The organism is Candidatus Rhabdochlamydia sp. T3358 (assembly GCF_901000775.1).
Classification (GTDB): domain Bacteria; phylum Chlamydiota; class Chlamydiia; order Chlamydiales; family Rhabdochlamydiaceae; genus Rhabdochlamydia.
On sequence record NZ_CAAJGQ010000002.1, the window covers coordinates 17,835 to 41,874 of the forward strand.

20 protein-coding genes are annotated in these 24,040 nt (G+C 36.0%); 9 read left to right on the forward strand and 11 right to left on the reverse strand.

Features of this window, described 5'->3' with window-relative positions; genetic code table 11:
- Positions 1 to 3 precede the first annotated feature (3 nt).
- The 5 genes from gyrA to RHTP_RS00685 all read left to right on the forward strand — a co-directional run bounded on the left by gyrA (position 4) and on the right by RHTP_RS00685 (position 7,215).
- On the forward strand, positions 4 to 2,466 hold the full coding sequence (gene gyrA, locus RHTP_RS00665) for a DNA topoisomerase (ATP-hydrolyzing) subunit A (protein ID WP_138106123.1): 2,463 nt from the start codon (positions 4 to 6) through the stop codon (positions 2,464 to 2,466).
- A complete protein-coding gene (gene tmk / locus RHTP_RS00670; RefSeq protein ID WP_138106124.1) occupies positions 2,467 to 3,102 on the forward strand; it encodes a dTMP kinase in 636 nt (211 codons plus the stop codon). It begins immediately after the preceding gene.
- On the forward strand, positions 3,077 to 4,027 hold the full coding sequence (locus RHTP_RS00675; RefSeq protein WP_138106125.1) for a DNA polymerase III subunit: 951 nt from the start codon (positions 3,077 to 3,079) through the stop codon (positions 4,025 to 4,027). The genes tmk and RHTP_RS00675 overlap by 26 nt, the downstream gene beginning before the upstream one ends.
- A 408-nt stretch (positions 4,028 to 4,435) precedes the next feature.
- On the forward strand, positions 4,436 to 5,755 hold the full coding sequence (locus tag RHTP_RS00680; protein WP_138106126.1) for a TraB/GumN family protein: 1,320 nt from the start codon (positions 4,436 to 4,438) through the stop codon (positions 5,753 to 5,755).
- Positions 5,756 to 5,907: 152 nt separating this feature from the next.
- Positions 5,908 to 7,215 (forward strand): ATP-binding protein, encoded by a 1,308-nt coding sequence (locus RHTP_RS00685; protein WP_138106127.1) that lies wholly within the window; start codon positions 5,908 to 5,910, stop codon positions 7,213 to 7,215.
- Here the strand turns inward: RHTP_RS00685 and RHTP_RS00690 are convergent.
- The 7 genes from RHTP_RS00690 to RHTP_RS00720 form a co-directional block, all read right to left on the reverse strand.
- Positions 7,212 to 8,162: an Rpn family recombination-promoting nuclease/putative transposase gene (locus RHTP_RS00690; RefSeq protein ID WP_138106128.1), complete on the reverse strand. Its 951-nt coding sequence runs from the start codon at positions 8,160 to 8,162 to the stop codon at positions 7,212 to 7,214. The two genes, RHTP_RS00685 and RHTP_RS00690, sit on opposite strands and share 4 nt — an antisense overlap.
- 93 nt (positions 8,163 to 8,255) lie before the next feature.
- Complete coding sequence (locus tag RHTP_RS00695) at positions 8,256 to 9,023, reverse strand: NAD(+)/NADH kinase (protein ID WP_244609503.1); 768 nt, start codon at positions 9,021 to 9,023, stop codon at positions 8,256 to 8,258.
- Between the two features lie 68 nt (positions 9,024 to 9,091).
- Positions 9,092 to 10,996 carry a 1-deoxy-D-xylulose-5-phosphate synthase gene (locus RHTP_RS00700; RefSeq protein ID WP_138106130.1) on the reverse strand — a complete coding sequence of 635 codons (1,905 nt, stop codon included), beginning with the start codon at positions 10,994 to 10,996 and terminating at the stop codon, positions 9,092 to 9,094.
- Positions 10,993 to 11,253 (reverse strand): exodeoxyribonuclease VII small subunit, encoded by a 261-nt coding sequence (xseB, locus tag RHTP_RS00705; protein ID WP_138106131.1) that lies wholly within the window; start codon positions 11,251 to 11,253, stop codon positions 10,993 to 10,995. Before xseB ends, RHTP_RS00700 begins: the two co-directional genes overlap by 4 nt.
- A complete protein-coding gene (gene xseA, locus RHTP_RS00710) occupies positions 11,250 to 12,683 on the reverse strand; it encodes an exodeoxyribonuclease VII large subunit (RefSeq protein WP_244609504.1) in 1,434 nt (477 codons plus the stop codon). The genes xseB and xseA overlap by 4 nt, the downstream gene beginning before the upstream one ends.
- Positions 12,684 to 12,764: 81 nt before the next feature.
- On the reverse strand, positions 12,765 to 13,907 hold the full coding sequence (locus RHTP_RS00715; protein WP_138106132.1) for a hypothetical protein: 1,143 nt from the start codon (positions 13,905 to 13,907) through the stop codon (positions 12,765 to 12,767).
- A 208-nt stretch (positions 13,908 to 14,115) separates the two neighbouring features.
- Entirely contained in the window at positions 14,116 to 14,433 is a 318-nt protein-coding gene (locus RHTP_RS00720; RefSeq protein WP_138106133.1) for a hypothetical protein, read from the reverse strand.
- 285 nt (positions 14,434 to 14,718) lie between these two features.
- On the opposite strand from RHTP_RS00720, the gene tpiA reads away from it, so the two are divergent.
- The 3 genes from tpiA to def are packed head-to-tail and all read left to right on the forward strand — an operon-like array spanning position 14,719 to position 16,344.
- Positions 14,719 to 15,468 (forward strand): triose-phosphate isomerase, encoded by a 750-nt coding sequence (gene tpiA / locus RHTP_RS00725; protein ID WP_138106134.1) that lies wholly within the window; start codon positions 14,719 to 14,721, stop codon positions 15,466 to 15,468.
- Positions 15,469 to 15,477: 9 nt separating this feature from the next.
- Positions 15,478 to 15,765 carry a preprotein translocase subunit SecG gene (secG, locus tag RHTP_RS00730; protein WP_138106135.1) on the forward strand — a complete coding sequence of 96 codons (288 nt, stop codon included), beginning with the start codon at positions 15,478 to 15,480 and terminating at the stop codon, positions 15,763 to 15,765.
- Between the two features lie 3 nt (positions 15,766 to 15,768).
- Positions 15,769 to 16,344: a peptide deformylase gene (def, locus tag RHTP_RS00735; RefSeq protein ID WP_138106136.1), complete on the forward strand. Its 576-nt coding sequence runs from the start codon at positions 15,769 to 15,771 to the stop codon at positions 16,342 to 16,344.
- Here the strand turns inward: def and RHTP_RS00740 are convergent.
- From RHTP_RS00740 to RHTP_RS00755, 4 genes are all read right to left on the reverse strand, one after another.
- On the reverse strand, positions 16,287 to 18,404 hold the full coding sequence (locus RHTP_RS00740) for an LPS-assembly protein LptD (protein ID WP_138106137.1): 2,118 nt from the start codon (positions 18,402 to 18,404) through the stop codon (positions 16,287 to 16,289). The two genes, def and RHTP_RS00740, sit on opposite strands and share 58 nt — an antisense overlap.
- Positions 18,405 to 18,449: 45 nt before the next feature.
- Positions 18,450 to 20,159 carry a HEAT repeat domain-containing protein gene (locus RHTP_RS00745; RefSeq protein WP_138106138.1) on the reverse strand — a complete coding sequence of 570 codons (1,710 nt, stop codon included), beginning with the start codon at positions 20,157 to 20,159 and terminating at the stop codon, positions 18,450 to 18,452.
- A 95-nt stretch (positions 20,160 to 20,254) separates the two neighbouring features.
- Positions 20,255 to 20,599, reverse strand: a complete 345-nt coding sequence (locus RHTP_RS00750; protein WP_138106139.1) for a Maf family protein — start codon at positions 20,597 to 20,599, stop codon at positions 20,255 to 20,257.
- 14 nt (positions 20,600 to 20,613) lie between these two features.
- A complete protein-coding gene (locus RHTP_RS00755) occupies positions 20,614 to 22,527 on the reverse strand; it encodes a DUF3604 domain-containing protein (RefSeq protein WP_138106140.1) in 1,914 nt (637 codons plus the stop codon).
- A 181-nt stretch (positions 22,528 to 22,708) separates the two neighbouring features.
- Here RHTP_RS00755 and RHTP_RS00760 point away from each other — a divergent pair, with 181 nt between their 5' ends.
- Entirely contained in the window at positions 22,709 to 23,998 is a 1,290-nt protein-coding gene (locus RHTP_RS00760; RefSeq protein ID WP_138106141.1) for a Ulp1 family isopeptidase, read from the forward strand.
- The last annotated feature ends 42 nt before the right edge of the window (positions 23,999 to 24,040 follow it).

Genomic DNA, 24,040 nt, shown 5'->3' on the forward strand with positions numbered 1-24,040 from the left:
TCCATGTCCTATACTAAAGATGAAATTGTTATTTCCCGCAATATTGAAGAAGAGGTTAAAGAGAGCTATATTCGCTATTCGATGTCGGTGATTATTGCTAGGGCGCTTCCCGATGTACGCGATGGGTTAAAGCCTTCTCAAAGACGTATTTTGTACGCAATGAGGCAGTTATCTTTAAGCCCTACTTCTAAACATCGTAAATGTGCTAAAATTGCAGGGGACACCTCTGGGGATTACCATCCTCATGGAGAACAAGTAATCTATCCCACTCTTGTTCGTATGGCGCAGAGTTGGTCTATGCGCTATCGTTTAATCGATGGGCAGGGAAATTTTGGTTCAGTAGATGGTGATCCTCCAGCTGCTATGCGTTATACAGAAGCGCGTCTTACCCATGCTTCCACAGCTTTAATGGAGGATTTGGATAAAGACACGGTCGATCTAATTCCTAACTACGATGAAACTAGAGTAGAACCGACTGTATTTCCTGCTAAGTTTCCTAATCTACTAGCTAACGGATCTTCTGGAATTGCAGTGGGAATGGCGACTAATATTCCACCGCATAATTTAGCTGAATTAATCACAGCTACTCTATTAGTCATTGATGAACCGCAAACGACAATTGAAGAAATTATGACGGTAATGCCTGCGCCGGATTTCCCGACTGGTGGAATCATTTGCGGTTATCGAGGAATTAAAGAAGCTTACCATACAGGTCGTGGGAAAATTACTCTACGAGGAGTCATTCACATTGAAGATGGTGAATCTGACAAACAAAAGCTTGTTATCGATGAAATTCCTTATAATATAAGCAAATCAGATTTAATTCTAAAAATTGCTGATCTTGTAAATTCGAAGACCATTACTGGGATTAGCGATTTACGCGATGAGTCAGATAAAGATGGAATGCGGATTGTCTTAGAACTCAAACGTGCTGAGATTCCCGATGTTACGATAAATCAGTTGTATAAATTTACCGATTTACAGGTAACTTTTGGTTGTAACATGTTAGCTCTTGACAAAGGGCTACCAAGAACGATGAATATCAAGCAGTTTATTGCTGCTTGGGTTGAGCACCGAATTGACGTTGTTCGTCGCCGTACCAGATTTGAGCTTGCAAAAGCACAAGCTCGTGCTCACCTTTTAGAAGGTTATCTGAAAGCCTTAGATAATTTAGATGCGATAGTTAAATTGATTCGCTCCTCTGACAGTAAAGAAGCTGCTAAGCGTCAATTAATGACTGATTATGAGTTAAGCGAAAGACAAGCATCTGCTGTTTTAGAATTGCGTTTATACCAATTAACCGGTTTAGAAAGAGAAAAAATTGAATCTGAATATAACCAATTGCTGGATAAAATTTCTCACTTTCTTGCTGTATTAGCTAATGAAACACTGGTGCGAGGAATTATTAAAGAAGAGCTTTCAGAGCTTAAAAAACATCATAATTCCGATCGAAAAACAAAAATTATTGCAGCAGAAGGGGAGTTCAATATTGAAGATCTCATCCCTGATTTGCCAGTGATTATTACCATTTCAGAAGATGACTATATCAAACGCATGCCCATAGATACCTTCCGCGAGCAACGCCGTGGAGGTCAAGGTGTAATTGGCATGGAGATGAAAAAAGAAAATGATGTTTTAAAAGATGTCTATGTTGCCTCTACGCATGACTATCTATTGATTTTTACCAACTTTGGCAGATGCTATTGGCTAAAGGCATGGGAAATTCCAGAAGCAGGAAGAAGGTCTAAAGGAAAGCCCTTAGTCAATCTTCTAGAAGACATACGTCCTTCTGAAAAAATTGCTACTGTCTTAAAGGTAAAGAAATTTGAAGAAGATCATTATATCTTTTTAGCAACAAAGCAAGGGGTTGTAAAGAAAACAGAGCTTACCGCTTTTAGCTCTCCTCGCCGTAAAGGGGTTTATGCGATCAATATTGATGAAGGAGATGAAGTAATTGCAGCTCGTTTAACAAAAGAAGGAGAGCAGATCATGCTATTTACAAAAAATGGAATGGCTGTTCGTTTTGATCAAACCCAGGTACGTGCAATGGGTCGTGTAGCACGAGGAGTTAGAGGCGCTCTTTTACGTAATAAAGAAGATGCTGTTGTTTCTTGTGAGGCTGTTTCTGGCGATCAAAACCTGCTCGTTGTTTGCTCCAAAGGTTTTGGAAAGCGTTCCAAAGTCAATGATTTTAGGCAAACCAACCGTGGAGGAGTGGGAGTACGCTCTATTATTACAAGTGATCGTAACGGTCCTGTAATTGGAGCTGTATCTGTTACTGATCAAGATAGCGTAGTGATGATGTCAAATACAGGTCAAACCTTGCGCATTAACATGCAAGATGTACGAGTAATGGGACGCTCTACTCAAGGGGTTCGCCTGGTTAATTTACATGGACAAGATCACCTAGTAGCTATCCAAAAAATTGAACATATTGAAGAGGCGGCCAGCGAGGTTTCAAAATAGATGCAACATAAAGGGCATCTAATTACTTTTGAAGGAGGAGAGGGTGTAGGTAAAACAACTCTTATCGATGCTCTCTACCAATACTTGAAAAATAGTAGACAAGATGTAATTAAGACCCGTGCTCCAGGTGGTACTGAAATCGGGCAGCTAATTCGAGAAATTTTATTGAATCGGCATCAAGATAAAATGTCTTGCGCTTGTGAGTTATTTCTCTTTTTAGCAGATCGCTCTCAACATGTAAATGAATTGATTCTTCCTGCTTTAAAACAGAAAAAAATTGTTTTATGCGATCGTTTTAACGATTCTACTATTGCCTACCAAGCAGCTGGTAGGCACCAAGAAGAAAGACAGATTGAAGAGCTCTGTGCATTTGCTTCATTCCATGTGCCTGTTCATTTAACCTTTTATTTGGATTTAGACCCAGAGTTAGCTCTAAAGCGCGTAGATCGGATGAAAGGTAGAGATCGCATTGAAGCAGAAGATATCGCATTTCACAGAAAGATTAGGCAAGCGTTCCATGTCCTTATAGAAAAGGATCCCAAACGATTCGTAGTATTAGACGCTTCGTTAGATCCAAGTGAAGTATTTGAAATAGCAAAACGGCATCTTGATGACTTCCTCGAAACTCATCGGTAATCAAGCAGTAGCGCAGATCATTATGCGTATGCTATCTAATCAAACCCTTCCGCATACCCTTTTGTTTCACGGGCAAAATGGAGTCGGCAAAAGCATTCTAGCAAAAGAAGTGGCAGAAGGACTAATGGGAATCTCCCATATCGAAAAAGTCCGAAAACAAATCCATCCCGATCTCACTCTATTATATCCTGAAGGGAAAAGTGGAGTGTATTCAATTGAACAAATGCGTTCTTTATTACAAATGGTTTCTCTGCCACCTTTTGAAGCAGCTCTTAAAGTATTTATCATTCATGAAGCCGATAAGCTCTCTACTATTTGTAGCAATGCTCTTTTAAAAACATTAGAAGAGATAAGTTCTGATACCTATTTTATTTTGTTAACCGATCAGATAGAAAAACTGCTTGAAACAGTTACCTCACGTTGCTATAAAGTGCGGTTTTTTCCTATTTCCTCTGATTTAATTACTTCCTTTCTACAAGAGCATACAACTCTAACAAAAGAGGAATCCAGAAACATAGCGGATAGATCTCAAGGCTCTTTAGCCAAAGCCCAATGGCTGCAAGAGGCAAAATCAGAAAAGCTGCAGCTATTTTTAATGAAGCTCTTTAACTTAAGCCTTCCTCAAGACTATAGCTCATTTATCCAGCTCATGGTGGCTCTAGATACTCTACTAGAAGACACAAATGCAGAAATCATTCTAGAAGAGATTCTAGAGTGGTATAGAGATCTGCATGCATTTAATCATCAAGCGCCTGGATTTTACCACAGCAATCATATGCAGTTATTAGCCAAAAAAGCTAAAGAGCCCCTGCCTTCTTTAGAGCAAGTGCTAGAAGCGTTTATACAGGCTCAAACAGCACTGCAGCGCAATATTAAGTTATCTGTTGTCATAGAGAATATGTTATTACAATTAGCACAGCTTTAGTCTTTTAAATCTTTGGCCAGATTTTATGATGAATTTTAAATTAGATTCATTTGTAAGCCTATAATGCAGGGCTTACGCATGAAGAATTTTCTTTGCACCCACCAGAGCTAATAAATCATCTTTATGACATGATAGTTGATTGCATGCCTTTCTTTTGGGTCTGGTAAAATCGAAAAATGCATCATAATCGATGAAGAATGAATGAATCCTTCCATTTTATACTCCTTATGAAAAAGGACCAGGTCATTTTTTATCTCTCAATTATCAAGCAAAATCTTCATGCGTTGGCCCTGGCCTATAATGTTTAAATACTTAATAGTTTTACATAATTATATAATAATTTATACTTATTATTTATAACTAAATCATTGTATAATTAAATAACATTAATTATAAAAATGGTTTTATATGACAATAAAGTTTATTAGCAATAAAGGAGAAAGTCTCCAATCTATATTGGATGAATGGGTAGGAGATGATAGATTAACTAAAAATGTTATGGATGATTTTTTTAAAGGTAATAAAGAAGATCTAAATCTAAATGCGAATGGTTTAGATTCATTATCTAAAAAAATTTTTGATTTTGATATAATTCACAAAATTACTTCTCTTAATCTTATTAAGAACAATTTTATAAGTATACCCTTAGAGATTACTTCGCTGCAATCATTAAAAAAGCTATATCTTAGCGCAAATAAAATTACATATTTACCTCCGGAAATTGGTAAACTACAGAAACTAACTCACCTATATCTTGCCTACAACAAACTTGAAAAATTGCCTCCGGAAATTGGTAATTTATTATTTTTGCAAGACCTAAATCTTAGTGATAACCTACTTAGTGAAATACCTAAAGAAGTGGGTGACTTACAATTTTTAGAAACTTTAAATCTGGATAATAATCCACTTGATGGCAAAAAGGTTGAAATCTCTAGAATCATTAATAAGTTATCCTATTTAACGCTTCATCCTATCGATAAAATTTTCATAAATAAAGAACAAAAACCTATTTATAAAGGATTTATTTATCATATTTTAGATAGTACAGGAAAGCAGAGAGGTCATTTAGCAGGAAGTATTCATATTGCTGTGAATCCTGAGTATGAACTCCATCAATCTATGAAAGATGCCTTTGAAAAAGCTGCTACCGTCATTGTAGAACTAAACCTCTTAGATTTACCCGATATGCGGGATTCAATTCTCAAAGGGCACCTATACGAGGCTACTGAGTGTAAAATTCTTAGGATGGCTAAGAGAGACAAGAAAAAGATTGATCAATTAGAAACTTTTGCATTCCAAGAAGAGTTGCTCGAGAAAGAGATACTATCTTCGGAAAACAAGAAAGATTTTATGAATATTGTCATTAGATCGTTAGCGCTTAGAGGTAAAGAAATACAGACATTGGATTTATCAGAAGCTGATCTAACAGATGTTTTTTCTGCAAGAGCCCATCTAAAAAAGGTCTTAGAAGGATATAAAGCTGGGGAAAAAAGCATCCTAAAACCCTTTCTTATTACAGACAAAGAAGCATCTCTACAAAAAAACATATTTTGGGATAGGAATATTGAAATGGCAAATAAAATAGATGCTTTTTTACAAAAGCAAGACTCTCTCTTTATTTTAATTGGAACAGGTCACTTGTGGGGAACAAAAGAAGAAGGAAAGAAAGGAGTTGTGGCTTTACTGAGAGACAAGGGTTGGAATGTCGAAAAGATAAAAATGCAATAAACCAAGGCTTGAGCTCTTAAGGTTTTTATTTTCAAATATTTTCACTTGTAAATTTGAATATAATCACTCTTTTCCTTCGAAAAACGTGTAAGATACCCACTTTTTATAAAGGAATATTTGCTTTTAATGGGAAATTTTTTCATATTAAAGATATGGAAAGAGATATTTATAAGCTGCTTGAAGAGTGGAGGCAATCAGTTCGTCGCAAACCGTTAGTGCTAAATGGAGCTAGGCAAGTAGGAAAAACTCACTCCTTAAAGCATTTTGGCAGAACTTCTTACAAGAACACGGCCTATCTGAATTTTGAAAAGGATGAAAGATTAGGTCAATATTTTGAGGGGACTCTAGACCCAAAGCAACTTATAAAAATCTTAAGTATCCATACAGAAACAGAGATCGAGCCTCATAGCACTCTTTTAATCTTAGATGAAATCCAAGAATGTCCAAAAGCGCTCAATAGCTTGAAGTATTTTTGTGAAGAAGCAAATGAATACCATGTTGTTGCTGCAGGCTCACTTTTAGGTGTGAAGACAGCAGGAGGAAAGGGCTTTCCTGTGGGAAAGGTTAATTTTCTCCGCATGTACCCTTTAACTTTTTTCGAATTCCTTGCTGCTTTAGGCCAAGAAAAAACAAGGAATTTTCTAGAGGAGTATTCTATCTATGAGCCGATTCCAAATCCCATGCATGAAAAATTAATCCAACTACTGAAACTTTACTTCTTTATTGGAGGAATGCCGGAAGCGGTTGCTGAATATGCAAAAACAGAAAAGTTGAATGTTGTCAGAGAAATTCAAGAGGAAATCTTAAACGCCTATGAAAGGGATTTCGCTAAGCATGCACCACCTCATGAAATTATGAAAATCACAACAATCTGGAAACAAATTCATCGTCAACTGGCTAAAGAAAATAAAAAGTTCATTTTTGCAGCAATTCGAAAAAGTGCCCGAGGTAGAGATTATGAAGAAGCCATTCAATGGCTTTTAGATGCAGGGCTTATCCACAAAAGCTATCTAGTGGAGTCTCCAAAATTTCCTCTTAGCGCTTATGCCGATAATAATATTTTTAAGATATTTTTAGCAGATGTTGGACTGCTTGGTGCTCAAAGCAATCTTTCTCCTCAAACTGTTATCGGTGGTGATCTTTTGTTTACGGAATTTAAGGGAGCTCTTACAGAGAATTATGTGGCTCAAGAATTGATTGCAACCAAATATAAAGAGCCTTACTACTGGACAAGTGAAGGCACAGCAGAGGTGGATTTCTTAATCGAAGAAGATCATGGGATTTATCCTCTTGAAGTAAAAGCAGGCGCAAGTCAGAAGAAAAAGAGCCTTCTTGTCTACAATCAAAAATACGCACCTTCTAAGCTTATTCGAGCTACTACCATGAATGTAAAACATGACGGTAATATCTACAATTATCCGCTCTATCTGATCTCTCGATTTCCCTTAAAGTCCGATTAGAAATTGACTGCGGAAGGTTCTTTCAAGATATATTTCTTTAAATCTTCTATTTGTTCTTTAGATAAGTCAGCTGATAGAGCAATCACATCCATTCCAACTCCATTCTGCAATAGACGTTTTACTAGCTCAATTTTACCTTTTTTAATGCCTATAGCTTCGCCTTCAATCTTACCCTCAGCCTTACCCTCAGCTTTAGCATTTTTAGCATTGACTTCAGCTTCATAAATTTCCTGTGCCCTAGCAGCCTTATTATCCATATGAATACGCTTTAACTCTTCATAAGTAGCAAGCTCATTCTCTGTCCAATAATGCTGGTCGAGCGCGGTATAGGCTTTTTGGATAATGGCATCGTTGCCTATAATCTCCTGTAATTCTTCTTCAGTGGTTTCGTGAGCGTGTTTGAAAAAGTAACACCACTTTTCTTCTATGGAGGATAGTTCCTCTTTGCTTTTAGTAAATTTAGGCAGTTCGATAAAGGTAAAGTAGAAGTCTTTTAAATCATGCTCATGTGTTGCTTTATCGAGTATGACGTGGTCTGATTTGTAATGAGCTTTGTTAGGAAAAATAATGCAATCAGCTATAGCTATGAAGATGATTTCTTTGAGCGCATGATACTCATCTCCAATATTTGCTTGATTGCCATACACTTGAGATGCGTAATATTGAGCGCGCTTTTCAAAGCCTCTGGTTTTTGTCACTTGCATTTCAATGATGTATTTTACTCCCAGCTTGTCTTTGCATAAAACATCAACAATGCTCTGTTTTTTGACAGCAATTTTAGGAGCGAGAATGGGAGATAAGAACTCGATATCTACAATGCTTTGATCTCCAGAAAATCCGAGGATATCATTTAAGAAATGAAGTAGAATGTCTTTGTTTTTTTCTGTACCGAATATTTTCTTAAAGGCTATATCGTTTTTTGGATCTAAATATTTGAAAATTACCATGTTTTAAGTACCTCAACCTTATCTGTTGCCGATACATACATTGTATAATAAGCTGCTTTTATACATCTATTCCTTTTGCTTGGGTAAGAATAACTAACGAAGCTTTCCTGACCATCCAAGCTTAGTGCGCAATGTAGAGAAGTAATCTCGTCTTGGAAGACTTACCAACTTGAAGTTTTTTTTGCTTCTTGTAATTTCAAAGATTTCTGATTTTTTTAATTCATAGTAATTGAGACCATCTGCATGTATTTCAATAGGGTCATAATTGCTTAAGTATTCTATTTGAATCTTTTGATTGGCTGGAAGAACAATAGGACAATTGGAAATGGTATGAGGACAGATAGGGGTTAAAACCAGAGCTTCTAAATCAGGGCTAATGATAGGGCCTCCTGCTGATAAAGAATAAGCTGTAGATCCATTGGGGGTAGCTATAATGATCCCATCGGCTTCAAAAGTATTTAAGTACACTCCATCTATATGAATAGCGATTTTTACCAAACAGCGATTGCTTCCTCGATGTACAACAATGTCATTGACTGCAAAGCACTCATTTTGACTTGCTGATTTTCCTTCAATGACCACTCGCTTATGTACTTGGAAAGAGCCCTTAATCAAATCTTGCAGGCTAGGATAAAGATCTGAAATCGGCACATCTGCCATAAACCCTAAATGCCCTAAGTTAATCCCTAAGACGGGAATATCAAGATGTGCATATTTATGCACCAGCTTTAAAATGCTGCCATCGCCACCCATGGAAATCATAAATGAGATCGTTGTCGGATCTATTTCTGAAAAAGGAATGGCGCCGATAACTTGCGCTTTTTCATCTTCTGCAACCACAGTGATATTCTGACTGTTCAAGAACTCTCTAATATCGATGGCTAGATCTTTGGAGAACGGCTTATGGATATTTGGAAAAAGAGCGATAATCATATGAAGGAAGGGTTTAATTGTTCTGAAAAAGAAAAGAATTCTTTTTTAATTTGTTCTGCAATTGCTTTAGGGGATAGATTTAAGCTTTGCATCAAATCTTGATAACTTCCTTGTTCAATAAACGCTTCAGGAATTCCTAGATTGAGTACCTGTGATTGATAGAACTTATTGCGTACAATAAATTGATTAAAGATAGAAGCAAACCCCCCGCTCATACTATGCTCTTCTAAGGTAACAATGTAAGCGTGTTTAGTTAAAATGGAGTATAAGAGATCTTGATCGAGTGGCTTTAAAAAAATAGGATCAACTATAGTTGCATCAATTCCATAAGGTAAAAGGATCTCGCGCACCTTTATAGCGGTATAACACATATGTCCTACTGCAATAATTGCTAATTTACTACCAGTAACTACTATTTCGCCAATTCCAAGAGGACGGGTCTTTAAAACAGCATTTCCCTCTTCTGTTGCCATATTTGGATAGCGTATAGCTGTTGGTAGGCCCCAAGAAAAAGCACTTTCGAGCAATTCTTTTAATAGCTGAGCATTACGAGGTTGGCAAATCACCATGTTAGGCATAGCGTTGAGAAAGGAGATGTCGTAGATACCATGATGAGTGGATCCATCTGGCCCTGAAATACCAGCTCTATCAATAGCAAATACAACAGGAAGCTCTTGGAGGCAAACATCGTGAAACAGGTTATCAAAAGCTCTTTGCAAAAAAGTAGCATAGATGGAACAAACAACTTTCATTTTTTTGCCATAAGCAATCCCTCCGCAAAAAGTAACAGCGTGTCCTTCTGCAATACCTACATCTAGACATCTTTCAGGGAAGGCTTTCATGAACTCTTGTAAACAAGAGCCAGCTGGCATAGCAGGGGTTACTGCAATTAAACTTGGATCGTTTTTAGCCATTTCAAGGATATGTTTTCCAAATACTTGAGGAAAACTTACTTGAGAAGGTGTAGCTAAAAACTTCTGAGTCTCTTTATCAAAGGGTTTACAGCCATGCCAAGAAACAGGATTTAAAGTAGCGGTTTGCATACCTTGGCCTTTTACTGTTAATATATGTAGTAAAACAGGATGTGGATTATTTTTAAGCGCTTCAAAAACCGAGATGAGCTTACTAATATCATGCCCATCGACAGGGCCCACATAATCAAGATGAAACTGTTCAAAAAAAGGAGCTGTGCTAAAGAGGTTTTTTAAAGACTCTTTAAGTTTATGTCCTTGCTTGGCAAGTTGCGTGCCTAAACCAGGAAATTTAGATAGCAAAGACTCTAGTTCATTATAGATCTTGTTAGAACGAGGATGATTAAAAAATCTGCTTAAAATATACTTCATTGCCCCCACGTTCTCTGAGATCGACATTTCATTATCATTTAAGACCACGATGAAATCTTTTAAATCTCTGGGTATATTATTAAGGGCTTCTAATGTAAGACCACAGGTAAGAGTAGCATCGCCTATTATAGGAAGAACATGCTCTTTACGTTTGTTTGCATCGCGATTTTTTGCAACACCTAAGCCAAGAGATAGAGCAGTGCCTGCATGACCTGCATAAAAGTGATCGTGCTTAGATTCTTTAGGATTGCAAAAACCGCACAGACCTTTAAACTTACGAATCTGACCAAATCTGTGATAGCGTCCAGTTAAAAGCTTGTGAGGATAGGATTGGTGACTTACATCAAAAACAAATTTATCGCTGGGGGAATCAAACACATAATGTAGAGCAATCGTGAGTTCAACAATTCCTAGATTAGACGCTAGATGTCCTCCATTAATGGCCATCACATCAATGATTTTTTGTCTGATTTCTGTGGCCAATAACTTAAGAGAGTCTAGAGAAAAATGTTTAATTTGTTCAGGAGAGGAGATTTGACTCAGCAGCGGATAGCTCATGAATGCTCACTAGCGTGTAAAAAAGGAGCTGTTTCTGGTTTTCCCTCTGGATCTATCACTAGACTGCCTTCTCGGTTTTTAATCAACACTTCTACTTCTTGCTCTGCTTTTTTTAGTTTTTCATTACAAGAGTTAATTAAACAATCAGCTTCCTTATAAAGAGCTAGAGACTCTTCTAGAGAAACTTTTTTAGAATTCATCTGTTCTAAAATTTCTTCTAAACGCAAATAGGAACTTTCAAATGAAGTATCTTTCATAGAGCTTTAATAGTGTTTATAGTTAAGCCCAATTGCCCATCTTGTAGCATTAGGCGGACTTGTTGATTAGGAATTACTTCCTTTGTAGAGAGAATAACCGAATCGTTTTTTTCGTGAAAGAGAATGCCATATCCTTTTGTCAATAAATATTTAGGATCAGCAGCTTGTAATAGAGCAATTACTTTAGCAAGAGAGGATTTTTTTTCATAAACTAACTGATTTTGCATTAAATCTATTTTTTTATGCCAAGAAAAGGGAGATAATTTACTTCTATACTCATAGAGTTTATGTAAAATAGCTTGTTGAATCAGACTTTCTATAGTTTCTATTTTTTGTTTTATTTCCTGTAATTGATAACTAGGTTTTAAGTGGTGTAGCTTTGTTGTCAATAAAGAAAGTTGCCATTCTTTTTTTTGAATGGTTTGCATAAAAGAACGATTCACATCTATTGCATAATTATCTACACGTTGAAAATGAGGTTCCAACAAAGCATGAGGGTTTTTAATAAAAGGATGATTGGAAGCAAAGCCTACCTTCTCCGCATGACGACTAAGATGGCTAGTTATTGCATTCTTTAATTGTGTATAAGATGTATGAAGATAGGTAATTTGTTGAGCGCTCTCAACTGTTACAAGTTCTGCTGCTGCAGATGGAGTAGGGGCTCTTTGATCCGCTACAAAATCAGCAATACAGGTATCTGTTTCGTGACCAACTGCAGAAATAATCGGAATCTTAGAATGATAAATAGCGCAAGCTACGATCTCTTCATTAAATGCCCATAGATCCTCTAAACTACCACCGCCTCTGCCCACAATAAGCACATCTGCTAACTCATATCTATTAAAGTCTTCAATAGCTTGAGCAATCTCTTTTGCAGCCATCTCTCCCTGCACCGTAACAGGATTTAACAAGATAGATAAACCAGGAGCTCTTCTTTTGAGTATTTGTAAAATATCTTGGATAACAGCACCTGTTGCAGAAGTAACAACTCCAACCCTCTTAGGGTATTTAGGTAGAGGTTTTTTCTTCTCTCTCTCAAAAAAACCCATCTGCTCTAACTTAGTTTTCAGCTGATGCCATTTTACCAGAAGCTCTCCCACCCCCATATAGCTTAAACTACGAGCGATAATCTGATAATTACCTCTAGGAGGGTATACGCTCAGCTCCCCTTGAAGGATCACCTGATCCCCATTTTGGGGAGAACGAGTTAAAGCTTTAGCGTTAGAGCGAAACAAAACACAAGAGATTTGTGCTTCTGAATCCTTCAGAGTAAAATACAAATGCCCAGAGGATTGAGCCTTAAAGTTGCTAATCTCGCCCTTAATGCACACACAGAAAAACTTTAATTCTAAAGTGTGTTTAATAGCAGAGGTAAGTGTAGAAACGGTAAAGATCTCTTCCATAGCTTGAAGAATACAACAATGGATCAATTCTCTAAAAGAGTCTTAAAAAAGAGAGGAGAAAAAGGCATCGGAAAGATGCCTTTTTAAAAATTTACATCTTATCTTTATTTAAGAAGACTTAAGAGAATGAAAAAATAAAGATTTATGTTCCTTGAAGGAGACTTCATTGTTTTTTAGCGCTTGAATGATTGGTTGTATTTCTTCATTAGTAGAAAGGCCAAGCTTTGTAAAGCAGCTAAGTTTAAGTTCTGGTTCTTTCTTTGATTTCTGATCTTCTAGTTGGCTTTGAATATATGGTATTACTATAGATTTATGAATTTCTTTAATGTTTTCTTCATCGCAAATTCCAAATTTTTTGCAATTAGCAGTAATATTTTCTTTAGTTGGTTTTTCATTTTGAATATGATTTTTTAATTCAGTAATTAGCTCTTGGTTGTATCCTATGTTTACTTCTTTTTCAGGAGAAGATGAATTTATGCAAATAATAGGTGACTTAGGAGGTAAAAACCTTAAGGAAATATTAAAATAGTCTTCAGTTGTAAATCCAAGCTTAGCAATAGCAGTTTGTTCTTCATTCGATAAAGCAAGATCTTCTTTTGTAATTTGTAGTTTACAGTCGATTTTTTCTGAGATTTTCTCTTCAATAAGGCTTTCTACAAATTCACGACGTGTTACTTCGCTATATCTGGCTTTTGCTTCTTTTTCTTCGAACTTAGGAGAGTTTATAAAATCAATAGATAAAGGAGGAGATAGTTTAATATATGCATCAAGCAAATGCTTATTAGTAAATATTTCTGGATTGAATTCGTTGTTTGCTTGAATATTTTTTTCTAAGAGTTCTTCTGCTGCATATGTAAGGCGTGCAATTGCAAATTCACTAATTGTATTGCTATTATATCTAATTTTTAATTCAGCCTTTGTAAAGCAAAAAGGAGAGAGTTTTACAAAATCAGCAGTTAGTTGTGGAGATAAAAGGCGCAAACCCAATTGAGTCACTCTATTTGTTGCTGGTAAACATAATAGAGAAGCTCTTAGTAGTAAAAGAGGTGTTTTAATGAAGTTTAGGCATCTATCTTTTAAAGCAAGAGTTATAGATCTGCTATTAACAGGATGGGTAAAGACACCTGTTAAAACGCTTTTTATGTAGCTACGTGCCAATGACACATTATTTTTTGCCATTTCACGGCAATATGAATTAAAGACAATTTCTTTTTGTACTCTAGAAGTCATATTTTGTAATATAAAAGTCATACTTTATCCTTTTTAAATTTTAAGAATAAAAATTATATAAATTAATCTAATTAAAGTCAATTTAATTATTTTAATAAAAAATTGTCATTTAGTTATAAATATTAAAAATTTATTTAAATTAATTATATAGAAAAGCATAGGAGGTTTTATAAGAAAAAGGGTTTTTTAAAAAAAGCCCTAGCCTTAGTAAGTAGACTTGAAAACGGGTCTAGAATTGCGCAATAGGCTTTATCAGCTTTACCAGATTATAGATTGATCCAGAATCATTAAATGTAGGGCGTAATTGAGGGAATCGCTTATAAAAATCTGCACTTCTTTGAAATTGGTCCATGAGGTTTTTAGGTATTCGGGAGCTAAAAGATTTAAATCCCATTATCTTAGAAAGATTGGAAAATATATTAGAGAAAAATCCTCTCGAAAAATCACTTACTTTATTTGTAGTGCATGGGTGAACCATTCCTAATGGGTTACTTGCTAATAGCGATGGTCCTGCCATATTGGAAAAAAAATTTGTTTTAAAAATCATACAAATCCCTTTTTTTAGATTCAGATAATGCAATGATTATATCATTAGTTTGAAATAATATTCAATTTAACTTAAAATATTATCATTAATTAAATTAATTTTTTACAAAAAGGTTTTTATTTTAGATCATAAAGATTAATTAAAATTTACACTTTACTTATGATAAGTAAAGTGATATATCTTAAATTAAGATTGAGGTTAAATGATTCTGCTCTTTAGACTTGCCTTCAGTTCTAAAATCGATTAAAATCACAGCTATTAAAATCTTAAGTTGGTTTAGGCCTTATGTCGCGCGTACCCCTTATTGTTGCAAATTGGAAGATGTATAAGTCTGTTAAAGAGGCAAAAAGCTTTATCAATAGTTTGATCCCTTTGATTGTATCTTCAAAAAGGCGCATTTTTATAGCACCTTCTTATCCTGCGATTCCAGCATCTATAGAGGCTGCTGGTAATAGCTCTATTGTGATCGGTTCTCAAAATATCCATGATCAAATAGAGGGTGCTTTTACAGGAGAGGTTTCGTCAAAGATGATCAAGGAGTGTGGAGCTCGGTTTTGCATTATTGGTCATTCAGAGCGAAGAGAGTACTTTCAAGAAAGCAATCTATTGATTAACCGCAAGCTTAAAGCTGCTCTTAAAGAGAAGTTAACGCCTATTTTATGTGTGGGAGAGACGCTTCACGAAAGAGAAGGGGGACTAGTAGAGGTTACTTTGGGAACCCAGCTTGAAGAGTGTCTAATGACCTTAAATGAAGAGGAAGTAAAGCAGATTGTGATTGCCTATGAACCTGTTTGGGCTATTGGCAGCGGTAAAACAGCAACTAAGGATGAAGCACAAGATGTGCATGGGTTTATTCGTAATTATATTAAAGACTCGATGGGAAGAGGAGTAGCCGATGATTTAGCCATATTGTATGGTGGATCGGTAAAACCAGAAAACATATCGAGTTTAATGGCAGAGCCTGACATTGATGGAGCGCTTGTTGGAGGAGCTTCTTTAGATGTGATCTCATTTGCCCAGATTGTTAATTTTTAAAGGAAATTTATGACTTTTGTTTTTTACCTTGTAATTTTTTTATTTATCCTGCTCTGCGCTGTTTTATGTCTTGTGGTATTAGTACAAGAAAGCAAAAGTTTAGGTTTAGGAGCTTCTTTTGGAGGGGACCCTGGAGATTCTTTATTTGGTACATCTACAGCAGATGTCTTAAAGAAGTTTACAGCTTACTTAGGGATTATCTTTATCATCTCATGCGTGGTATTGTCTTTATGGACTGGAGCTTTAAGCCGCAGAACTTCCTTGAATCCTACTGTAATTGAAGAAGTGCAGCATTGATTTATGCAGGCAACTCTTCGCTATTATGGCGATCCTATTTTAAGAAAGATCTGTAGACCCGTTACTGTAATCACAAATGAAATTAGGCAGCTAACGCAAAGTATGATTGCGCTCATGGATAAACATGATGGAGTTGGCTTGGCAGCTCCTCAAGTAGGGCATGATATTCGTTTATTTGTTCTGCGCAATTATATCGATTTGGAAAATGATCAGTGGAAGCTATCTGAGCCTAGGGTGTATATTAATCCAAAGTTGTCCTTTCCTAGAAAAAAACAAGTAGAAGAAGAAGAAGGATGTTTATCTATTCCTAAGCTTCTCTATAAAATTGTAAGAGCTGATTTTGTGGTTATAGAAGCATTAGATCTCAATGGAAATCCTTTTACAGAGAAGATGGATGGCTATAATGCGCGTGTGCGCATGCATGAAAATGACCATCTCAATGGTGTGCTTTTTATTGATCACCTTGATGTAAAAACGCGTAGAGAAATCAAACCTCTTCTTAAAGAAATTAAGAAAAAATATCATTTAAACAAGGATATAGCTGCTGTAAAGCGATTATCATTAGGCAGACGTTCATAAGACAGTCTTAACTGCCAACTACAGGTAAGCATAGTAAAAAGATCAATTTTCCCTGCGTGGTAGTTTGGTTCTGCTTTCCTACCCCATCCATGTTTTGTTTGCACAAGACAACTCCACTTAGGACCCAGGCGAAGGTAGCCACGGGCTAGAATTGTATTGCGCCGATCAGAAAGAGAAGTATCTAGAAGTTCCGAGATAGGCCTTGCAACATCTAGTAAAAAGTTTTTATGATTTGCCTTGCGCCAGTCAAAAGCGCTTCGATGTCGAAATTCCGCTGCAAGTGCTAGATCTTCACTTAGTGTCCATTCTGCAGATACATTGACAAAATCCCAAACCTGATTTTCAAAATTTCTTGCAATGGTAGTTTTTAAAGCAATAGAAGAAAAATTGCAGCCAAGAGATAAATACCCTTTGGGAAAATTTCTATTAAAGGCATGTTTCCCAAAAAAACCATAGGTGTAAATATCACTTGTAAAAGTGGGAGCAAAATGAGAAGTAATAGGTTGAATGATATCATTGCGTATACCAACGCGTAATTGATTGAGCTGAGTATAGCCATCATCCATATCGAAATAGAAGTGTTTGTTTAAACCTAAAGCTGGACGGGTATACCCTTGTGCGTGTGCATAAGGTTCAATCACGTGTCTCATACAAGAGTAGGAGGCAACAAGGCGGGTATAAGCTTCTAATCCATAAAAAGCAGTAGCCTGTATCACTGCTTGATCAGAAGCATTATTGCTATAAAAAATTCCAGTCGCTCCAATATTGGGCGTTACCATTAAAGGGCCAATAGAAAATGGGCGATAGAGTTCATGATAAGCTTGCACTCTGCCTGCTCGTGTTTGCGCGGGTAAGTGCAGAGCGTCTAACTGAGATCTTAATGGGTTGGTGTATACGTAATCAAGGAATCCTCCATTAAAGTTATTAATAGAGATAATTCCAGAGGAACCTAAGGTAAAGGGACGTATACCTAAAAAGAAAAAGGGGAGTTCTTGATCAATGCTTTGAAAAGGGTTAATCCGCGGTTGTAAATTAAAGTTTAAAAAAGCTTGATTAAACTCTCTAGAAATGGTTAGGAGCGTGCGTTGTTGGGTATTGATTTCAAAATCTTCACTTTTAAAATCACCAACCATTTGCGAATCGCTTAACTTGTCGTAAGTAAGATGGACTTGTGTTTTTTGATCTTCGCTTAAATAATGATACAAACCCTGTAGACGATATCTATGAGGGCCTTTTTCATCGGGAAAACTTTTATCATGAGCTCCATAGCTACGTGTAACAAAAATGGTGCGCTTATCCTGAGAAAGATATTCTGTTTCTAAAGCTGCTCCAAAACCTCTTTTTATTCGGTAATCCAAACGAAAGAAGCAATCTATATCATTCCATGAAAAAAATCGATAGCGCGCGGTAAGCCTTGGTCCCAGAATTTTATCCCATACCACTTTGTAGCGAATAGGAGAATTCTGAAAAGCTTTTAAGTTACTTTTAAATAAAGGAAGCCAAAAGAGGGGTACTTTAAAAATCCGAAAATGAATATTTTTTGCAGATAATAGATGATTTTTTGTAATGGTAGCTGTATTTGCTTGTAGATCCCAATCGGTATCTTGGTTTTCACAGGTAGTCACAAAAGCGTTTGTAATAGAAAAAGTGCCATCTTCTAAAAGCTCAATTTTATCTCCACCTAGAAACCACATATCCACAAATGTTTTGCCGCAGATCACAGTTCCTCTATGATGAATAAAATCATATTCTAACTGAGACCCCACGAATACACGATTACCGAGCTCTAGCATTAAATCATCTTCCGCTAGAATTTTTTGTATGAAAATCCCATTTTCCGTTTTATTTATATAAGTCATTTTTCTAGCTTGAATCCGTAGGCCATTTGCTTTAGCTACTCCTCCCTCTTCTGTAGAAAGGACTCCATTAGAAAAACTAGGATTTTTTAAATCGATAGTCAAATCACCTAATTCAGAACAGCTGCTTTCAAAACAAGATAAATCCGGTTCAGAAGCTAGAGCGCTTAAGAAACAAAGGGAAAAAATCAACAAAAAATACATGAATAATCATTTTAAGTTTACATCGTGGAATTTAGCAGTTTAAAGCTATTGCAGAGTTTGGATCAATAGACCTGCGATCAAAGGTCGATTTTTTTGATGTCCTTGTTGCAAACTATTTAGTAAAACATCAAGACTCTCTTCTGTATGTTGATTGCTAATCACCTGATAGCAACTGATTAGTAGCTGTGAATTTTCTTCGGGGGTTAATTCAAAGGCGGTTTTGTCTTTAAAATAACTCTTTCTTGGTAAAAGAGGGCGGAATTGAATGATTTGCGTATTTTGTTGAGAATGAATCCATTCTAGGATGAGCTGCTTAGAAGGTATACTTTTATTGAGTTGAAATAATGCAAGATTGCAATAGTTGCGAATTAGAGGTATTTTTGCTCTTTGAGCATGTTTTTCTAATAAAGCAATTGCTTTAGGAGTTTGTAGCTGTTGCAGTAAAGAACTTATTGCAGGAATTAGTTCTAATTGTCTTGTACTAAGAAGAAAACTAGCTAAATCTACAAATGCCTCAGGAGATAGCTCAATGGATTTTCTTAAGATTTCCTCTTTTACATATAAAGAAAGACCGATTAAGTCATAAAAAGAGTGTTTCATATGCTGTTGCATAGAAGGGACTACTTTCCATGCCGTAAAGGCATTGCCGATTGTCATTTGAGGCTGAAATCCAAAATCACGACTATCTCTAACAAGAAACTCTTTTAGGTAAGGCAGACAACTCTCATTTTTTAAATCAAGCAAAGAAAGCATAGCATTAAAGCGAATCTGTAAATGATTTTCTTGTAGAAGAGAGATGAGTATTTTTTCCGATCCCATAATTTTACCTAGCAATGCAATCGCAAATAGATTTTTCTCTTTTGCTAAAGAAAAGATCTTTTCTTTAGCGCTTTCTTCTCCTAGTAAATACAGCGAATAATTAGCGCTTAAGCTCACATTGTCATTAGTAGAAAGGCTCAAATTTTGCAAAATAGATAAAGCATGTGTATCTTTTAAGCTGCCAAGAGCAAAACAGCAAGCTTCTTGCTCTGCAGGATTAAGGTGAGTGGCTTTTCTACGAATATTAGGCAGTAGTTCTTCATATCCAGCTTTTGCAGAATGTAAAATAGCTTCGATGCGTGTTTTTTGAATAGGGTCATCAAGTAATTGTTTAAGCAATAAAATAGCATCGGAAGAGCCGACTAAAGCAAAAAATTGAGGAAAAAAAAAGCGCATTTCAGGGGGTAGCTTATGCATGAGGGATTCTACTTGGCCTACTGAATTTCGCGTTTTTCTAATCGCTAATTGATAAGCTGCTTCTAATCGTGTATACAAAAACCCAGAAGACATAGCTTTGTTTAAAATGGATTCAAATCGATCATCTTGCAGTTGTCCAATTAATTGCAAAGTAGCAAGTTGCACTTCTGGATGCCTACTTCTAATACCTGATTCTAAGATTTCTTTTGTGGTTTCAATTCCAGCAATTTTTAATCCTAATAAAGAAATAAGTTGCTCTTCGCTCTCTAAACTTTTAGCGCCTTGTTCTAAAATCATTTCAGCTACGCGCTGCAGTGTTTCAAAATCATGTCGACCTAACTCTTCTTTATATCGTCGATAGAGAGTGATTGCCTGCGAAAGCTCTTTGGATTGTACAAGATAAAAAATATGTAACGGATTAACCTTCTTTACTTCTATTTGCGAGGTTTCTGCTTGTAAATAAGAACAGATGAAAGACATACAAATGAGCAACTTCAAGGTTTTTTTAAATAATGCCATAGATTTACCTGCATTTTAGAAAGAAGGTCTGTTACTACATTAATCGGTAATCCATTATATTGTAATAACATCCTATAATTCGATTAACTAAGATGCTACCGGAGCCTTGAATTCCATATCCACTTAGCTTTGTCTAAACAAGGATCGCTTTTATGGTAGAGTCTGATTTTCTCTTCTGTAAGTGAATTAAAAAGAACATAGGATTTCTCTAATGCACTATAACAAACATCTTTTTTATATACAGCAACAGCAGTCATCACCACATGCCACTGATTTGAGAGTTCTAGCAGCATGTTGAAAGATTCTTCTGGGTTTTTAGGCTTATTGTAGATTTTCCCCTTAAAATATACGATTGTGTCTGCAGCTAAAACAATCTCATTAGAGAAAGTAGCTGCAACTAGAGCGGCGCGTCTAGGTGAGCTTGATGCTAGAATTAACATGCATCTCTTCCCAATTAACCGGCATCTTCTTTTTTCTTAACCTTTTTAGACGACGCCTTGTGGATGAGAAGCTCTGTATGATCAACCCAGATAGGAGAACTCCATGCAATATGGCCATTTTCTTGTGTTACTCTAAGGTAGTAATAGATAAAAGGAGGGCGTTCATCAGGGGATTGCAAAGAGATCTTTGTAATGGATTCGGCATCATCAATAGCAAATTCATATTCCGTTTGATTCGGGTTAATTGTCTTGAATACAGCACCATTACGAACAATGACAATTTCTTTAATATTCTCTGTTGTTGCTATAAAACCTGTAATGTGGCGATTAAAAATCAAGCCGGGTTTTAGTTTTGTATTTAACTCGCTTCCCATACATGCCCCTGCAATGAAAAACCCTAATACAATTCTATCTCCAGTAGTTGCGTAGCAAGATCTTTGGTAAAGTGCCTGAAAAAGAGACTCTCTTGTTTGCTCAGGTGCTATGATTGCAGTTAATCCAGCAGAGTATTGTGCTTGAGGTCCTTCATAAAGACCATTATACACGCCACGATCATCTAAACCACCCGCTACAAAACCAAAACGACAGTTATGGTTTAGAGCTTGTCTAATAGAGCCTTTCTCTGATTCTACAATTTCCTTAGCATTTTTTGCTGTGATAGATCTGAGGTTCCCTTCTTTTTCTAAACATTCAGAAGAGCCCCAACAATTATAAATTTCCACAACTCTTTCAAAATCGGGGTCAAATTCTTTAAAATTTGTCTCCATACCTTTTGCCATACTAAAAGAAGCAATAGATAAGATTTCTTTGGGAGAATGAGCTCTATAGATCTTTTTCAAAGAACTGTTTTTAGCATCTTTTTTGCGCAAAATAGGCTTATTGTCTTTAGAGTAAATCAGCTGATGAATTCCTTCTTCCAACGGTTTTCCTACCCACTGAAATCCTAAAAAGGTAGAAAACCTTAAGTCTTCATTAAATTCAGCAATTTGTGAGGAAATGACTTTCCATGTGTCATTAGAGGTTTCTTCTGTGCTTTCAAAAGAGGAAGTAGCAAAGAAGTGAAAGTTTTTTTCATCACGCAGATAGCGAAGACAAGTTTCAATATTATCGCCCGCGTCAAATCGTTCTGATTCACCATGTAGCTGTCCCCAGAAAATGCTTTTATCCGCATCTGAGTCTATAGAGCATTTAATAGGGGATGAATAAAATATTTCTTTTGTCGTTAGATTGCGTAATTCAATTCTATAGATTCCAGCTTCTCCAAAATACAGATTGGGAATATTAATAAATCCGGTTTCTGGAACAAATAGTTTCCAATTTAAATTCTCGCGCAAATTTTTATAAGAAAGTTCAATTAAAGTGCCCTCAGGGGCCTGATGGGTTAAGTTCCCATAGCAGTCCTCAAAGCGAATAATTACATCAAAACGTTTATTTTTAGAAACCAATGAAGGGGCTATAATGCGAATATTTTCAAGAGCACTTCCTTTAACATCTAAAGTAAAGATCTCGGGCTCTTTCCAGTCATTTTTTCCTTTAGGATCAATATAAAGGTGAAAAGCACGCTTTCTCTGTAGAAAGGTTTGAGCTCGATTTCCCTCTTTAGAGTGGTCCTCATTAGCTCCCATAATAATAACTACTGTTTCTCCGGTTTTTAGATCGGAGTTCAGAGAAAACTCAAAAGAAGACAAGTCCGTCTTTTTAGCGCTAATAGACTTACCCTCAGGAGTTTGCAGCCAAATTCGATTTTTCTTTTCCTGAGCGCTAACCTCAGGTATTTGCCAGTCGCTAACCCTCCCTTGAGAAAGGAGGTTAAATTTTAAAATTGTGCCTTTCGGCAGCGTGACAGCAGTAGTATAAAAAAATTTCCAATTTGAAACTTGACCAGCAAAAGCCAGATTAGGCTCGCAATAACAGATCGATCGACGCATGAAATCTCCTGACATTATCCAACGAACTGATATTGTGCCTGATAAGGTGATTCTTTAGCAAGGGGGTTAAAAATAAAGGATTTTTTTACCATAAAAACCTTAATAAAATATAAACAATCTTTATTATTGATAAATAATCTTATTGTATAATTAGTTAAAAACATAAATCAGGTAATTATAAATGATAACTAATCCAATTAATAATAATAACCAATCATTTTTCTTTAATCCTTTAAAGATCGTTCGGTCTTTAGGCTGGATTGCAGTAGCCATTTTATCTCTTCCTACTGTAATTGGTCCCTGTTTTGCATGGAAAAAATTAGCAGCCATTTGGAGTGAAAATGAAAGATCTGATGTAAAAAAAACAGCTAATGTTGCTTCAGAGACCTTTGATATTTCTTCAGATAATACCCAAAAAACAACAGAAGATCTTTTGGAAAATTGGGTAGAAAAGGCTCCTGGTAATGAAGATCGCCTAACAGCTCAAGAGAGAATTTTACATTTTTTAAAACACCCAGCAACTCTTTTAGACCTATCTAATCTAAACTTAAGTTCATTGCCTTCTATTTTTGAGGATAACCGCTTTTCCAATTTGAAAGAATTACATCTTATGGGCAACCGATTCATAGGTTCACTTTCTATTAGAAACTTAAATGCACGAATTACATTCAAAGAATTGCCATGGCGTAAACTAGACTCAGAAAATTTTACCAATACATTATTCAATAAAGATCTAGATGAAGAAGAAGGTTTTGTTGAAATGTCAAGTAAAAATCTTCCAACACCTTTAGATGTCAAAAGAAATCTTTACAATCAAGCAATTGCACAATTTAAACACTCGGGCTGTTTAGGTCCTTGCTCAGCAGAAGCTTATTTGGATTATTTAAAAGATGCATACTCTGGTTTTCATTTTGATACAAGTCTTTTATATAGCTCAGGACTTACTCTTGATAAGTTTCTAGGACAAATTAAAGACAAAGTAGAAACAGCGATTAAAGAAACAACACCAGAAATTAATCCATTGGTTTTTGTGCCTTTCTCATTAGCAAGGAATTCCATTCGCGAGCAGCATATTGTAGTAGCTGTGATTAATAAAAAAAATGAGCAAATAGAGTATTTTGATCCTAAAGGAAACCAATTTTATTCTATACTTGGTAGTTGGGTAGACCGTAGTCTAGCTAATTGGAATGACACATCTAGTCAAAAGTTTTTAGAAGAGCTCAGTAGATCTATTTTTCCAGGTAAAGAGCCTTCAATTATTCGTAATATAAATGGACCCCAGTCTTTATTGAATAAAGTGGATTGTGGGGCCCATGCTTTAGATTTTATTCAAGCAAGGATATGCACTCATTTTATCCAGAACAATAACTCTAATTACTTTGAAACTTCTCTTTCTTCTGACGGGAGACAATTACGGGACACGATGGCTAATACCTTAATAGAAAGCTTGAAGAGAACTAAATCTCTATAGACTTAAAAGATGGGTTTATTTTGCATAGAATGCATTTTAAGC

What these genes read in the sequence shown, in the direction of transcription:
- gyrA (WP_138106123.1), top strand. Translation starts at nt 4, where the DNA reads ATGTCCTATACTAAAGATGAAATTGTTATTTCCCGCAATATTGAAGAA.
- tmk (WP_138106124.1), top strand. Translation starts at nt 2,467, where the DNA reads ATGCAACATAAAGGGCATCTAATTACTTTTGAAGGAGGAGAGGGTGTA.
- RHTP_RS00675 (WP_138106125.1), top strand. Translation starts at nt 3,077, where the DNA reads ATGACTTCCTCGAAACTCATCGGTAATCAAGCAGTAGCGCAGATCATT.
- RHTP_RS00680 (WP_138106126.1), top strand. Translation starts at nt 4,436, where the DNA reads ATGACAATAAAGTTTATTAGCAATAAAGGAGAAAGTCTCCAATCTATA.
- RHTP_RS00685 (WP_138106127.1), top strand. Translation starts at nt 5,908, where the DNA reads ATGGAAAGAGATATTTATAAGCTGCTTGAAGAGTGGAGGCAATCAGTT.
- RHTP_RS00690 (WP_138106128.1), bottom strand. Translation starts at nt 8,162, where the DNA reads ATGGTAATTTTCAAATATTTAGATCCAAAAAACGATATAGCCTTTAAG.
- RHTP_RS00700 (WP_138106130.1), bottom strand. Translation starts at nt 10,996, where the DNA reads ATGAGCTATCCGCTGCTGAGTCAAATCTCCTCTCCTGAACAAATTAAA.
- xseB (WP_138106131.1), bottom strand. Translation starts at nt 11,253, where the DNA reads ATGAAAGATACTTCATTTGAAAGTTCCTATTTGCGTTTAGAAGAAATT.
- RHTP_RS00715 (WP_138106132.1), bottom strand. Translation starts at nt 13,907, where the DNA reads ATGACTTTTATATTACAAAATATGACTTCTAGAGTACAAAAAGAAATT.
- RHTP_RS00720 (WP_138106133.1), bottom strand. Translation starts at nt 14,433, where the DNA reads ATGATTTTTAAAACAAATTTTTTTTCCAATATGGCAGGACCATCGCTA.
- tpiA (WP_138106134.1), top strand. Translation starts at nt 14,719, where the DNA reads ATGTCGCGCGTACCCCTTATTGTTGCAAATTGGAAGATGTATAAGTCT.
- secG (WP_138106135.1), top strand. Translation starts at nt 15,478, where the DNA reads ATGACTTTTGTTTTTTACCTTGTAATTTTTTTATTTATCCTGCTCTGC.
- def (WP_138106136.1), top strand. Translation starts at nt 15,769, where the DNA reads ATGCAGGCAACTCTTCGCTATTATGGCGATCCTATTTTAAGAAAGATC.
- RHTP_RS00740 (WP_138106137.1), bottom strand. Translation starts at nt 18,404, where the DNA reads ATGTATTTTTTGTTGATTTTTTCCCTTTGTTTCTTAAGCGCTCTAGCT.
- RHTP_RS00745 (WP_138106138.1), bottom strand. Translation starts at nt 20,159, where the DNA reads ATGGCATTATTTAAAAAAACCTTGAAGTTGCTCATTTGTATGTCTTTC.
- RHTP_RS00750 (WP_138106139.1), bottom strand. Translation starts at nt 20,599, where the DNA reads ATGTTAATTCTAGCATCAAGCTCACCTAGACGCGCCGCTCTAGTTGCA.
- RHTP_RS00755 (WP_138106140.1), bottom strand. Translation starts at nt 22,527, where the DNA reads ATGCGTCGATCGATCTGTTATTGCGAGCCTAATCTGGCTTTTGCTGGT.
- RHTP_RS00760 (WP_138106141.1), top strand. Translation starts at nt 22,709, where the DNA reads ATGATAACTAATCCAATTAATAATAATAACCAATCATTTTTCTTTAAT.